The organism is Methylorubrum suomiense (genome assembly GCF_022179765.1).
Taxonomy (GTDB): Bacteria; Pseudomonadota; Alphaproteobacteria; order Rhizobiales; family Beijerinckiaceae; genus Methylobacterium; species Methylobacterium suomiense.
In genome coordinates this window covers 174,357-187,593 of record NZ_BPRE01000007.1, presented here as the reverse complement: position 1 = coordinate 187,593, position 13,237 = coordinate 174,357, and the positions used below count along the sequence as shown (strand labels likewise).

The window sequence follows — 13,237 nt, the reverse complement described above, 5'->3', positions numbered from 1 at the left end:
ATGGCCAAGCCGGGTTTCGGCGTCACGCATCGTCCTCGGGTGCGAAGACCTCGCCGCGCTCGGCGAGGCGGACATTGTCCTCGTCGGCCCGAAGCTGTCGCGCGGCGCGATAGGCTGCGACGGCCCGGTGGAGCTGAGCTGCCTCCGGATCCGCCGGTTCAATGTCGGCGGGATTGCCGCGGTCGGCCAGTGCCTCCACCTCGCGATCGACCGCCGCCCGATCCTGCGGAGCGAGCTCAATCGGATCGGCGAACCCCATCCGGCGCGCCACCAGAGTCGCCAGAGCCTGCCGCTTCTCTTCCCAATCCGCCATGGCGCCCTCGGCCGCTCCGGTGAGACGATTCCACGCCCCCGGAATCATCGCGCAGCGGCAGGCGCGGTTCCGAACCCGGTGGACCCGCGGGCCGAGTCGATCGTTGCCCTGCCATGATCGAGGCACCCGACAGGTCGAGCGACGCGCGCGAACGCGCATTCCACCCCGGAGCGGCGGCCCGCAAGCCGACCCGGCTGTGGCGACCGCGCCGGGTGCTCGTGACCCCGGCGGCCTTGGAGCATGCTCATGGCCGCGCCATCGCCGAACGGGCGGAAGGGCAGGGATTGCCGGTGGAATACCTAACAAGCAACCGGATCAGCGCGAAGCAGGGCGACCCGGGCCGCCCCTATGCCGAGGCGAAAGCGACGCTGGCGATCGTCGTGGCGCCGCCCTCGAAGCTCAAGCTTCAGCCGATCCCGCCAAGCGCCGATTGGCGCTTCGATCTCGCCGAAGGTTGTCCGGCACATTGCCAGTACTGCTACCTTGCCGGGTCCCTGTCGGGACCGCCGATCACCCGCGCCTATGCCAATCTCGATGCGATCCTGACCAATCTCGATGCTTATGTCGGTCGTGGCAATGTCACCAGCGCGTCCGCAGAGCGCGCGGCGGAGGGCACGACCTTCGAGGCCTCCTGCTACACGGATCCCCTCGGGATCGAGCACCTGACCGGGTCACTCTCGGCAGCGATCCGGCATTTCGGTGCTTGGGAAGCGCCGGTCCAGCTGCGCTTCACCACCAAATTCGCCGCGATCGAGCCTCTCCTCGACCTGCCGCATCGCGGGCGTACCCGCATCCGCTTCTCGGTCAATGCCGCCCCCGCTGCCCGCTACGAGGGCGGCACCGCGCCGCTGGCCGAGCGCTTCGCCGCGCTGGGCGCCATGGCCGGTGCGGGCTATCCGGTCGGCCTCACCATCGCGCCGATCCTCCCCGTGGAGGACTGGCGAGAGGCCTACGATGCCCTGCTCGCCGATGCCGCCGAAGCGCTGGCCGACGTGCCCGCGCCCGACTTGACGCTCGAACTCATCACCCACCGTTTCACGCCCGGGTCGAAGGAGGTCCTGGAAGGCTGGTATCCCGGCTCCGACCTGCCCATGCGCGAGGCCGAGCGCAGCCGCAAATTCACGAAGTTCGGCTCGGTGAAGTACGTTCTCCCGGCGGACGTCATGCGGGAGATGCGGGCCTTCTTCCACGAGCGGATCGGGATGCGGCTGCCCTTCGCGAAAATCTTGTATTGGACGTGAGCTGGTCTGGGATCGTCCCGATCCAAGTGACCCGCGGGCGACGATCGTCTCGCAGTACGTAGCTTTGCTTTCCAGACAATTCGTTCGTGGCACGCCTTCTCCCAGGTCGCGGTCGAAGCGCGAGACCGCTCCGCTTACCGCTGCATGCGCGCCTGTCCGGTTGGGCAGAGTTCCAGCAGCACGCACCGGTCACAGGCCGGCTTGTGGTGGAAGCACACCTTCTGCCCGTGCAGCATCAGCACCTCGTGGTTGTCGTAGAGGGCTTGGGCCGACCAATCGGCGGGCAATTGCGCCCGCAGGATCGGATGGCTCGGCCCGACATCGACGCTCTTGCCGATCAGCCCCGTGCGCTGTGCGACGCGATGGTGATGACTGTCGACGGGCAGCGCGGGCATCCGCAGCGTGCTGAAGGAGAGCACCGCCGCGCTGGTTTTCGGGCCGATGCCGGGGATTGCCTGGAGCCAGGTGCGGGCGTCCTCGACGCTCATGTCCGAGAGGAAATCGAGATTCAGCGATCCCTGGCGCTCGCGGATGGCCGACAACACCGCTTTGATGCGCGGTGCTTTCAGCTCCGGCCAAGTGACGCCGCGGATCGTCGCCTCGATCTCTTCCGTCGGCGCCGCCTCGACCGCCTCCCAATCCGGCCAACGCGCCCGCAGCGCCTTGAAGGCGCGGCCGGAATCGGCGTTGCGCGTGCGATGGGACAGAAGCGAGGAGATCAGCTCGGAGAGCGGATCCAGGCTGTGGAAATACGGGATCGGGCAGTGATAGACGCCACATAACCGGCGGTGAATATCGAGTGCCTTGTCCCGCAGGGCCTCGCTCGGCGCGGGCGGCTCGGCCCGGCGGGCGCGGCGCGGGGAGGGGGTCTCGAATCCGGGCAGCATCGACATGTGAGCCGAATCCACCAATGGAGTCTCCGGTTCCCCCGCGCCGGTGAAGACTATTTCGGCAGGGCGTAGATGTTGATGTCGAGCTTGTCCTCCGAGCCACTCTTGAGGTCGCTGACATATTCCTCGACGAAACGGTCCTGAACGTCGATCTCCTTCACGTCCAGATAGGCGGTGAGGGTCTCGTAGGTGCCGTCGATCTCCTCGTAGGTCCCGTTGTGCTTGAAGCGCAAAGCCCGACCCGAAGGCGTTGACCCGAAGCGCACGCCATCGACTGGGCCACCGCCCGCGGGGGCCGCCTCGATCGGGATCATCGCCTCGTACTGGAAGCCGTCCTCTTCCGTCTTCGTGAAGACCGAGAGCGGGCGACCAGCCGCCTTCAGGCCGGCCTTCGCCAAGGCCGCCTCGATCGTCCTGAACGAGCCCGTCAGGCTCGCGACGGCGTCCTCCCACTTGGTCTGGCCCGAGAGGATCGCCGCCGGCTTGGCCGGCAGGGTCACCTCGTCGACGTCGTTCGCCTCGCCGGAATTCGGCACCAGGGTCGGCAGAGCGGAGGGGCCGGGCTTGGCGATCGGCGCCGGATCCGAGCCGCCGGGATTGCGCACCGGCGCCTGCTCGGGGGCAGGCATCGCCGTTCCGGGGCCGGATTTCGAGGGATCCGGGGATGTGGTGAGGGGCAAGGGGTTGGTTTCCGCCGGTGAGGGCGCATTGGTGGGGGGCGGGGCGCCCTTCGGCGCGTCGCCGGGCGCGGGCGTCTGGGCCAGGGCGGCGAGAGGGCCGAGGACCAGGAGACTGACGGCAACGAGGGTGGAACGGGTCAAGGCGCGAGGCTCCCAAGGGTCCGCGGCGCAAGCGCGGGCCATGGCATCAGGTTAGGGCCGAACGGGCCTTTCCGCGAGGGTGCAGAGCGGATGCGTCTCACGATCCGCGACGCGCCCGCCGGTTTACCCTATAGGGCAACGAACAACCTCCCTTCGCCGCTCCACCTGCAAAGAGGTCGCATGAGCCCTCTCGCAAACCGCCGCTTCCTGAAAATGCACGGCGCGGGCAACGCCATCGTGGTGCTCGACCTGCGCGGCACGAACCTGCGTGTCTCCGCATCCGAAGCGCGTGCGATCGGGGCCGATCCCCGTTCGCGCTTCGACCAATTGATGGTGGTGCACGATCCCGTCAGCCCCGGCACCGACGCGTTCATGCGCATCTACAACACCGACGGCTCGGAATCCGGCGCCTGTGGCAACGGCACGCGATGCGTCGCCTACGCGCTGCACGACGACCCGGCCATGGCGCGACCGGCCGAGGGCGGACGGCTGACGCTGGAGACCAAGGCGGGGCTCGTCGCCGTGCGACGCGTCGGCGAACTCTCCTTCACCGTCGATATGGGCAAGCCGCGTCTCGCCTGGGACGAGATCCCCCTGGCCGAGCCGTTTCCCGACACGCGCCGCATCGAGCTTCAAATCGGGCCGATCGACGATCCCATCCTTCACTCGCCCGCAGCGGTCAGCATGGGCAATCCGCACGCGATCTTCTTCGTCGACCGTGATCCCGACAGCTTCGATCTCGGCCGGATCGGACCGCTGCTTGAAGCGCATCCGATCTTTCCCGAACGGGCCAACATCTCCATCGCCCAGGTCACCGGCCCCGACACGATCACGCTCCGGGTCTGGGAGCGGGGCGCGGGGCTGACCCTGGCTTGCGGAACCGCCGCCTGCGCCACCGTGGTCGCGGCCTCGCGCCTGCGGATGATCGGCCGCTTCGCCCGCGTCGCCCTGCCGGGGGGCGTCTTGTCGATCGAATGGCAGGCCGACGACCACGTGCTGATGACAGGCCCGGTCTTCCTTGAAGGGGAGGGCACCTTCGCCCCCGGCATCTTCGAGAGGGCGGACGGATGAGCGTCGAGACGCTGACCTTCGGCTGCCGGCTCAACATTGTCGAGTCGGAGGTGATGCGCGGTCGCGCGGAGCCCGGCGCCGAGGGCCGAGACCTCGTCCTCGTCAACACCTGCGCGGTCACGTCGGAAGCCGGCCGGCAGGCCCGCAAGGCGATCCGCCGTCTGGCCCGCACCCGTCCCGGCGCCGAGATCGTGGTGACGGGGTGCGGTGCGGAGGTCGAGCGCGCGGCCTACGCGGCCATGCCGGAGGTCGCGCGGCTCGTCGGCAACGCGGTGAAGCTCCGCCCTGAGAATTGGGGCGAGACCGCGGACATCATGGCCCCGCGCGCGGCCGAAGCGAGCGCCATCGATCGGATGGCCGGTCACACTCGCGCTTTCGTCGCCGTGCAGAACGGCTGCGATCACCGATGCACCTTCTGCGTCATTCCGTTCGGCCGCGGGAACTCACGCTCGGTGCCGGTGCCGGATGCGGTGGCGCAGGTCCACCGCATCGTCGAACATGGCGGGCGCGAGGTGGTGCTGACCGGGGTCGATCTCACCGCCTATGGCCGCGACCTCGATCCCGACTTGACCCTGGGACGCCTCGTGCGGACGATTTTGCGGGAGGTTCCGGACCTCACGCGGCTGCGCCTGTCCTCGATCGATTCCGTCGAAGCCGACAGCGATTTGATCGCGGCCTTCGCCGAGGAACCGCGGCTGATGCCCCATATCCATCTCTCCCTTCAGGCCGGGGACGACCTGATCCTCAAGCGGATGAAGCGACGCCATTCTCGCGCCGACGCGATTCGCTTTTGCGCGAGCCTGCGGGCGCTGCGCCCCGGCCTTGTCTTCGGTGCCGATCTCATCGCTGGTTTCCCGACCGAGACGGAGGCGCAGTTCACCCGCTCCCTCGATCTCGTGGCGGAATGCGGGCTGACGCATCTGCACGTCTTCCCCTACTCGCCGCGCCCCGGCACGCCGGCCGCCCGCATGCCGCCGGTCTCCCCGGACGCCGTTCGCACCCGCGCCGCCCGGCTGCGCGAAGCCGGCGCGGCCGCGCTCCGGCACCATCTCGACGGCGCCGTCGGTACGGATCGCCGGGTGTTGACCGAGCGCGGCGGCATGGCTCGGACCGAGGATTTCACCGGAGTGCGTCTCGCCACGGAGGTGCCGTCGGGGGAGATCCGGGACGTGACGATCACCGGCCATGACGGGCAGGTGCTGCTGGCCGCCTGAGACCATCCGCCAAGGGCTTTTCGGACATCTCGCACGTTGCCGCAGGTCTGATCTCGTCTTCGTCCTACGGAGCCGCCGATGCCTCCGACGCGCCTGCATCACCGGATCGGAGCGCGTCCTCGTCCTTCGGGTGAGCGAGGCGGATCGAGCGCTGCCGCCTCACCGAACCGGCACGTTCGCCGCCCAGGGCACCGTCATCGGTGAAGCGCTAGATCAAGGAATTGCTTCCAACGTCTTCGTCCTCCGGCTTGGGGCCGCAGGCGAGAAGGCCGCTGCGCATATGCACCGGCGCGGGCGAAACGACCGTGATCGGGTCGCGTTTCGGATAGAGTGGCAGACTCAGGGCGCGGGCGTGAAGCTGTAAGCCGGTCCGCTCCGTATCGGCGATGCCGTAGATGGCATCCCCCTTTATCGGCCAGCCCATGGCGGCACAGTGGACGCGGAGCTGATGCGTCCGCCCGGTGACCGGCTTCAGTTCCAGCCAAGCCAAGCCATCGGCGCGGCCGAGAACACGAAAATGTGTCAGCGAGGGCAGGCCTGCCGGATCGACCTTCATCCACCAGCTGCGCGGATCGTCGGATCGACGGGCGAGGGGAAGGTCGATACGGCCTTCTTCCGGCGGAGCCCCCTCCACCAACGCCCAGTAGGTCTTCTCGACCTTTCCGTCGGCGAAGAGGCGGTTCAGCCGCGCGAGGGCCTTGGCGTGGCGGCCGAGCACGAGGCAGCCCGACGTATCGCGGTCGAGCCGGTGCGCGGCCTCCGGGCGACGGGGCAGGCCGAAGCGAAGCGCGTCCAATCGATCGGTCAGCGTCGGGCCGCCCTTCGGCCCGGGATGGACCGGAAGGCCCGCTGGCTTGTCGATGACGAGCATCAGGGCATCGCGGTAGAGGAGGGAAAGCCCTATCTGCGGGTCAACGCTGCGGTTCGGCGACGATGCTCGGGGATCCATCCCCGGTGGCTAGTGCGCCGGACCATCGGGAGCAAGGTTTTCGAGGATGAGCGACGACGAGAAGCCCGGCTGGTTCGGGCGCCTGTTCGGGCGAAAAGCTCCCGAGTTGAAGCCGTCCGAGGAATCGGTTCTCCCGGAGCCGACCTCGCCGGCATCCGAATCGGAGGGCGTGCCGGACTTCGCCACAGGTGCCGAAGACGTCTCGCACGTGCCGCCCCCGGTGAGCGAGCCCTCTCCCGACGACCCGAATAAGAATCGCATCCCCGACGAGATCGAGGGCGCCGACCTCCAGCCCGAGCCGCAGCCGCCGGTCGAGGACGTGGCCTTCGATGCACCGTCGGATGAGGCGCCGGAACCGGTGCCGGAGCCCGAACCGGCGATCCCCGAGCCTGCGGCCGCTCCCACGGAAAAGCGCAATTGGTGGTCCCGCGTCACCGGCGGTGAGACGCCGCCGGCGGAGCTGACAGCGCCCGCCGAAGTCGACATCCAGCCCGTCGACAGCGCGGCGGCCCTCGCGAGCGACGCCGTTCAGGGCGCCGTCGAAGGTACGGAGAAGCGCGGTTGGTGGTCGCGCCTCACCGGCGGATTGATGCGCACGTCCACGGCCCTGTCCGACCGGGTGACGGGCCTGTTCACCAAGCGCAAGCTCGACGCGACGACGCTCGAAGATCTCGAGGACGCGCTGATCCAGGCCGATTTCGGCGTCGAGACCGCGACACGGATGGCGGAGGCCGTCGGCAAGGGACGCTACGAGAAGGGCATCTCCCCGGACGAGGTGCGGTCGATCCTGGCGACCGAGATCGAGCGGGCTTTGGATCCCGTAGCGGTGCCGATCACCGTCGATCCGGCGAAGAAACCCTACGTGATCCTCACGGTCGGCGTGAACGGCGCGGGGAAGACCACGACCATCGGCAAGCTCGCGCTCAAGTTCAAGGCGGAAGGGCGCCGCGTCATGTTGGCGGCGGGCGATACGTTCCGCGCCGCCGCCATCGAGCAATTGCGGGTCTGGGGCGAGCGCACCGACGTGCCGGTGATCAGCCGGGCGCAGGGATCGGATGCGGCCGGTCTCGCCTTCGATGCGTTCAAGGAGGCGCGGGAAGCCGGCGCCGACGTGCTCCTAATCGATACGGCGGGCCGCCTCCAGAACAAGGCCGGTCTGATGGACGAGCTTGAGAAGATCGTCCGGGTGATCCGCAAGCTCGATGCGGAAGCGCCGCACGCCACCCTGCTGGTGCTCGATGCCACCGTGGGGCAGAACGCACTGAGTCAGGTCGAGCTGTTCTCGCAGGCCGCCCCGGTCTCGGGCCTCGTCATGACGAAGCTCGACGGTACGGCGCGGGGCGGCATCCTCGTCGCCCTCGCTGCCAAGTTCGGCCTGCCGGTCCATTTCATCGGAGTCGGAGAAGGTATCGAGGATCTGGAGCCGTTCGCGGCCCGGGACTTCGCCCGTGCCATCACCGGCCTGCCCAGGGAGGAGCGCGTATGAGCCTCACCGACACCGGAACCGAGCGGACCGGCCTCAAGGTCGAGGGTGTGCCCCCGCGCCGCCACCTGCCGCCTCTGCTGAAGCTTGCCCTGGAAATGGGCCCGCTCGTCGTGTTCTTCTTGGGCAACGCCTATGCCGAACGCTTCGGCGTGCCGCCCGAGAGCAAGCTGTTCGTCGCGACCGGCGTCTTCATCGCCGCGACCGTGATCGCCCTCGCGGTGCACTTCGCCCTGCTGCGTCGATTGCCGATCATGCCGATGGTTTCCGGCGTCGTCGTGCTGGTGTTCGGGGGTCTCACCCTGGCGCTTCAGGACAAGACCTTCATCATGATGAAGCCGACCATCGTGAACACGCTGTTCGGCCTCGTCCTCCTCGGCGGGCTCGCCTTCGGGAAGCCGCTGCTCTCGGTCGTTCTCGACAGCATGTTCGCCCTCTCCGACGAGGGCTGGCGAAAGCTGACCTTCCGCTGGGGCTTGTTCTTCCTCGCGCTGGCCGCCCTCAACGAAATCGTCTGGCGCACACAGACCGAGGATTTCTGGGTGAACTTCAAGGTCTTCGGCATCATGCCGCTGACCATCGCCTTCGCTCTCGCGCAGACGCCGTTGCTCCTGCGTCATGAGAAGAAGGACGGCACGGAAGCGGCGTAGTTGTCCCGATTCAGGCAATCCGCCGCGGCATCCGGAACGGCAGCATGAACTGCACGGCCGGGTGCCTGAAGCGCCCGAGCGACAGGCTCTCATGCACCGGTCGCACCTGTTCGCCGTCGAGCGTCGAGGCGAGGAGCGAGCGGGCGTAGAACGGCGTGTCCTCGAAGGTCTCGACCACGCGGGCCTGCCCGTCGTCACTGCGGGTCGAGCGCGGCATTTTCCAGAAGTTCGTCCTCGGTAGCGCGGCGGCTAGCGGCGCGGGCATTTCCCGCCGGCGGCCGTCGCCGTCGAAGCGCAATGTGAGGTTCTGGCTGCTGCCGTCCTTTCGACGGACGTCGTAGAGAATCGCCGAGCCGCGCTTCATCGATGCCCGACACCATGTCCAATCGGTGAAGGCGTCCTCCAGCCGTCCGTCGCCGTCATTGGTGTCGAGATAGCCGCTGCCGCGCCACGCGAGATCCGGCGCCGTGAAGGCCGCCTCGACCTCGCAGGACGGCGCCATCGGCCACCAGCGATGCAGCCCTTGGCTGTCCAGGGTGAAAGGCTGCGCCGTGATGGCCTGCGGGCGCACCCGGACGGTGCCGCGTAGCGCCCTCGGGATCGGCGCGGAGCGCTCGTCGAGATGGATCGTCAGCACGCTCCCATCCCACCGGAGTGAGGACGGGCCGATGGCGATGGAGGCGGCGTCGCGCGCCAGGGACCGAGCGTTGCGTTCGGTCATGGCGAAGCGTTTGTCGGCCCCGTAGAGCACGACGTTGATGGCGCAGTGTGCGAAGGGGTCCTGCCGCGCATCCCAGACGTAGTAGGGCGAGAAGACGCTGCCGATGAAGGCAATGATGGTGAGGCCGTTGCGGCCGTCGTCGCTCAGCGCGTCGACGTACCACCAGACATAGCCGCCCCGCGCCACGTCGGCGTCGAAGCGAGGTCCTCGATCAGTGCCGCCGCCGCGAGCCGGCCGGACTGCGCCGCCATCGGCACGCCCGGACCCGGATGCACGCTGCCCCCCGCGAGGTAGAGCCCCGGCACCCGCGTCCGCGCGCCCGGTCGCTTGAAGGTCGCCGTCCAGCCGTGGGACGCCCGACCGTAGAGGGCCCCCCCGGTCCCCGGAAACAGCCCCGAGAACCCGTCCGGCGTGGTCACCGTGGCGGGGGCCGCCGAGTCCAGGCTCAGCCCGCAGGCCGCCAGCTTCCGGGTCCAGCTCGTCTCGCATGCAGCGATCTCCTGCGGTGTGAAGCGGCGCTCACCGCCATCGGCGGGCGCATTGACGAGGACGAGCAGGCGCTCGGGTCCCTCGGGAGCTTGGACCGTTTCATCCCGATCCTGAGCGCAGACATAGACGGTGGGGTCGGGCGGCAGACGCCGTCCGCGCAGGATCGTGTCGAATTCGGCGCGGTAATCGGCGGAGAAGAACACGGTGTGATGGGCCAGCGGGAAGCCTCGCACCCGCGCATGCAGGCAGAATGTCACCGCCGAGAGCGACCGTTCGCGGGGCGGCACGCGATCCCCCGCCGCCGCAACGTCGGGTCCGAGCAATCCCGCGCCGAGCGCCGCCACATCGCCGCCCGCGATCACGGCATCCGCCGCGAGTCTTTCCCCGTCGGCCAGTTGGACACCCGCGACGCGTCCACCCTGGGTCAGGATCCGGGCCACATGGGCCGAGGGGCGGATCCGCGCACCGCGCCGTTCGGCGAGATCGGCCACGGCGCGGGCGAGCTGGCTTAGGCCGCCCTCGACCGTCCAGATACCGGACTGTTCGACATGGGCCACCAGCATCAGGGTGGCAGGCGCCGCGAAGGGCGACGCCCCGCAATAGGTGGCGTAGCGGCCGAACAATTGGCGCAGGCGAGGATCGCGGAAATAGTCGCCCAAGGCCGACCAGAGGGTCGCGAAGGGCTGGATCCGCCAGAGATCGCCGATGCCGCTGAGGCCGACGCGCTTTCCGAGCTCGACCGGGTTCGGTCGATCGGAGCGGATGAAGGGCCCTTCCAGCGTGCGATAGACCTCGGCGGCTCGCGCGCAGAAGCGGCGGTAGCCATCGGCCTCTCGCGGGCCGGCAAAGGCGGAGACGGCCTCGGCCGAGGCATCGATGTCGGCAAACAGATCGAGTCGCTCGCCCGCGCTCCAAGCGTGACGAGCCAGCAGCGAGGCGGCTTGCAAACGAACTTCGGCGGCGAGCGAGGCGCCGGCTTCGAAGAACAATTCCTCGAACACCCAACGCATGGTGAAGACGGTCGGCCCGGCTTCGACCGGTACGGTGCCGACGGCCACGGAGCGCATCTTTCCGCCGACGGTGTCGGCGCGCTCAAGCACCGTCACGTCGAATCCCCGTGCCGCGAGCGTCAGGGCTGCGGCGAGACCACCGATGCCGGCGCCGACGACGATGACGCGCTTCTCCGCCACGACTCCCCCGGTATGCCCTCAGGTCAGCGTTGATCCCGATCCCGGAAAGTGTCAATCTGAGATGACATACAAAGAGACAACATGAGTTGACATAGGGAGAGCGCCATGGATGTCGGCCGGCGGATCGAAACAGCGCTCGACGTGGCGGTCTCGCATCTCGAGGCGCCCGGAGCGCCGCCGCAGCTGGCCGAGGCCATCCGCTACGCCGTCTTCCCCGGCGGCCACCGCATCCGCCCGCGCCTCTGCCTCGCGGTGGCCCTCGCCTGCGGCGACGACGATCCGGCGGCCTCCGATGCGGCCGCAGCGGCGATCGAGCTGCTGCATTGCGCGAGCCTCGTCCACGACGACCTGCCCTGCTTCGACGATGCCGCCGTTCGCCGTCAAAAGCCCTCGGTTCATGCCGCGTTCGGCGTGCCGCTGGCGGTCCTCACCGGCGACGCGCTGATTGTCGCCGCCTTCGAGACCCTGGCCCGCGGCGCCGCGCGCCGGCCGCAGCGGCTCGCCGCCCTGGTCGGTCTCGTCGCCCGCGCCGCCGGCTCGCCGGCCGGCATCGTCGCCGGTCAGGCCTGGGAATCCGAGGCGCATGTCGACTTGAGCGCCTACCAGCAGGCGAAGACCGGCGCGCTCTTCGCAGCCGCGACCGTCGCCGGGGCTGCTGCCGCCGGGGCTGCCCCGCTGCCCTGGCGCCTCCTCGGCGAATGTCTCGGCGAGGCCTATCAGGTCGCCGACGATCTGCGCGACGTTGCCTGCCGCCAGGAGGAAATCGGCAAGCCGGCCGGACGCGATGCCACTCTTGGGCGACCCAACGCGGCGGCGCTTCTCGGCTTGGGCGGTGCGCTCGACCGCCTCGCGCGACTCACCCGCGAGGCCATCGAGGTGATTCCGGCCTGCCCCGGCCTGGAAGCGATCCGGGCCGAGATCGAGTCGCAGAGCCGACTGTTCCTGCCCGCCTCCCTCCGCCCTGCCATGGCCTGAGGCGACGAACCCATGACCGCCGCGACGGCCCGCACCGAACCGCCGGCGGCGCCCCGACACGGCTGGCGCGAGCGATGGCTCGCCTTCCGCAACGGACTTGTGGCGCGCCCGGCCTTCCAACGGTGGGCGGCGGGCTTCCTATTGACCCGCGGAATCGCGCAACGGAACACGCGAGCGCTGTTCGATCTCTGCGCAGGATTCGTCTACGCGCAGGTTCTGTTCGCCTGCGTGCGCCTCGACCTCTTTGGTTTGCTGCGGCCCGGACCGCTCGCGCCCGAAATCATCGCGCGCCGGCTCGACCTGCCGCCCGAACGCGCTCTGACGCTCCTGAAGGCCGCCGTCTCCCTGAAACTGCTGTCCCGACTTTCGGATGGCCGCTTCGGCCTCGCCGACCTCGGGGCCGCGATGATCGGCAATCCTTCGATCGCCGCGATGGTCGAGCACCATGCCATGCTCTACGCCGACCTCGCCGACCCCGTCGCGCTGCTGCGCGGCCCGTCCGATCAAACGCGCCTCTCGCGCTACTGGCCCTATGCCGAGGGCGTCGAGGCCATTCGACCCGACTCGGTCGCGGCATACAGCGGCCTGATGGCGGCCTCCCAGGCCTTCATCGCGGGCGACGTTCTCGACGCGCTGCCGCTGAGCGGGCGCACCTGCCTCATGGATATCGGGGGCGGCGAGGGCGTGTTCCTGAGCGAGGCGGGTCGGCGACATCCGAACCTGTCCCTGTGCCTGTTCGACCTGCCGCCTGTTGCGGAACGCGCGCGCGTCCGCTTCGCCGCTGGCGGTCTCGCCTCGCGCGTCACGTGCCATGGCGGCAGCTTCTTGGACGGGAACCTCCCGACCGGCGCCGACGCGATCTCGCTGGTGCGGGTCGTTCACGATCACGACGACGACGTCGTCGAAGCCCTCCTGCGCGCCGTCCACGCGGCACTTTCCCCCGGCGGGCTCGTCGCCATCGCCGAGCCTATGGCCGGGACCCCCGGCGCTGAGCCGGTCGGCGACGCCTATTTCGGCTTCTACCTCTTGGCCATGGGCAGCGGGCGCCCGCGCCGAGCGGACGAACTCACCGCAATGCTCACCCGCGCCGGCTTCACCGACATCCGCGAGCGCCCGACGCGCCGCCCCCTGCTCGCCCGGATGATCACGGCAAAGCGCTGATCGGTGTGTAAAGATAGCTTGACGCACATCAGTGTAAGTCTAGGATGACACTAAGCGCTCTTCCAATCG

13 protein-coding genes are annotated in these 13,237 nt (G+C 69.1%); 7 read left to right on the top strand and 6 right to left on the bottom strand.

Annotated elements, in window-relative coordinates; genetic code table 11:
- Positions 1 to 22: 22 nt before the first annotated feature.
- Entirely contained in the window at positions 23 to 313 is a 291-nt protein-coding gene (locus tag MFF26_RS13055; protein ID WP_137831239.1) for a hypothetical protein, read from the bottom strand.
- A gap of 113 nt (positions 314 to 426) precedes the next feature.
- Here MFF26_RS13055 and MFF26_RS13050 point away from each other — a divergent pair, with 113 nt between their 5' ends.
- Positions 427 to 1,554 (top strand): SPL family radical SAM protein, encoded by a 1,128-nt coding sequence (locus MFF26_RS13050; RefSeq protein WP_238308086.1) that lies wholly within the window; start codon positions 427 to 429, stop codon positions 1,552 to 1,554.
- Between the two features lie 134 nt (positions 1,555 to 1,688).
- Here MFF26_RS13050 and MFF26_RS13045 read toward each other — a convergent pair whose 3' ends face one another.
- Both MFF26_RS13045 and MFF26_RS13040 read right to left on the bottom strand, forming a co-directional pair.
- On the bottom strand, positions 1,689 to 2,447 hold the full coding sequence (locus MFF26_RS13045) for an endonuclease III domain-containing protein (protein WP_238308085.1): 759 nt from the start codon (positions 2,445 to 2,447) through the stop codon (positions 1,689 to 1,691).
- Positions 2,448 to 2,497: 50 nt separating this feature from the next.
- Positions 2,498 to 3,265, bottom strand: a complete 768-nt coding sequence (locus MFF26_RS13040) for a GyrI-like domain-containing protein (protein ID WP_373324470.1) — start codon at positions 3,263 to 3,265, stop codon at positions 2,498 to 2,500.
- Positions 3,266 to 3,445: 180 nt separating this feature from the next.
- Here MFF26_RS13040 and dapF point away from each other — a divergent pair, with 180 nt between their 5' ends.
- Positions 3,446 to 4,336, top strand: a complete 891-nt coding sequence (gene dapF, locus MFF26_RS13035) for a diaminopimelate epimerase (protein ID WP_137828914.1) — start codon at positions 3,446 to 3,448, stop codon at positions 4,334 to 4,336.
- Positions 4,333 to 5,550 carry a tRNA (N(6)-L-threonylcarbamoyladenosine(37)-C(2))-methylthiotransferase MtaB gene (gene mtaB, locus MFF26_RS13030; protein WP_137828913.1) on the top strand — a complete coding sequence of 406 codons (1,218 nt, stop codon included), beginning with the start codon at positions 4,333 to 4,335 and terminating at the stop codon, positions 5,548 to 5,550. Before dapF ends, mtaB begins: the two co-directional genes overlap by 4 nt.
- Before the next feature lie 208 nt (positions 5,551 to 5,758).
- Here mtaB and MFF26_RS13025 read toward each other — a convergent pair whose 3' ends face one another.
- A complete protein-coding gene (locus tag MFF26_RS13025; RefSeq protein WP_137828912.1) occupies positions 5,759 to 6,499 on the bottom strand; it encodes an RluA family pseudouridine synthase in 741 nt (246 codons plus the stop codon).
- Between the two features lie 46 nt (positions 6,500 to 6,545).
- Here MFF26_RS13025 and ftsY point away from each other — a divergent pair, with 46 nt between their 5' ends.
- The gene (ftsY, locus tag MFF26_RS13020; RefSeq protein ID WP_137828911.1) at positions 6,546 to 7,985 is read left to right on the top strand and encodes a signal recognition particle-docking protein FtsY; all 1,440 of its coding nucleotides are present in this window, start codon (positions 6,546 to 6,548) and stop codon (positions 7,983 to 7,985) included.
- A complete protein-coding gene (locus tag MFF26_RS13015) occupies positions 7,982 to 8,632 on the top strand; it encodes a septation protein A (RefSeq protein WP_238308084.1) in 651 nt (216 codons plus the stop codon). Before ftsY ends, MFF26_RS13015 begins: the two co-directional genes overlap by 4 nt.
- Before the next feature lie 10 nt (positions 8,633 to 8,642).
- Here MFF26_RS13015 and MFF26_RS13010 read toward each other — a convergent pair whose 3' ends face one another.
- Both MFF26_RS13010 and crtD read right to left on the bottom strand, forming a co-directional pair.
- Positions 8,643 to 9,539, bottom strand: a complete 897-nt coding sequence (locus tag MFF26_RS13010) for a carotenoid 1,2-hydratase family protein (RefSeq protein WP_171015447.1) — start codon at positions 9,537 to 9,539, stop codon at positions 8,643 to 8,645.
- Positions 9,497 to 11,032 (bottom strand): 1-hydroxycarotenoid 3,4-desaturase CrtD, encoded by a 1,536-nt coding sequence (crtD, locus tag MFF26_RS13005; RefSeq protein WP_137828909.1) that lies wholly within the window; start codon positions 11,030 to 11,032, stop codon positions 9,497 to 9,499. Before crtD ends, MFF26_RS13010 begins: the two co-directional genes overlap by 43 nt.
- 105 nt (positions 11,033 to 11,137) lie before the next feature.
- On the opposite strand from crtD, the gene MFF26_RS13000 reads away from it, so the two are divergent.
- Positions 11,138 to 12,007, top strand: a complete 870-nt coding sequence (locus tag MFF26_RS13000) for a polyprenyl synthetase family protein (RefSeq protein WP_137828908.1) — start codon at positions 11,138 to 11,140, stop codon at positions 12,005 to 12,007.
- A gap of 12 nt (positions 12,008 to 12,019) precedes the next feature.
- Complete coding sequence (locus tag MFF26_RS12995; protein ID WP_137828907.1) at positions 12,020 to 13,168, top strand: methyltransferase; 1,149 nt, start codon at positions 12,020 to 12,022, stop codon at positions 13,166 to 13,168.
- The last annotated feature ends 69 nt before the right edge of the window (positions 13,169 to 13,237 follow it).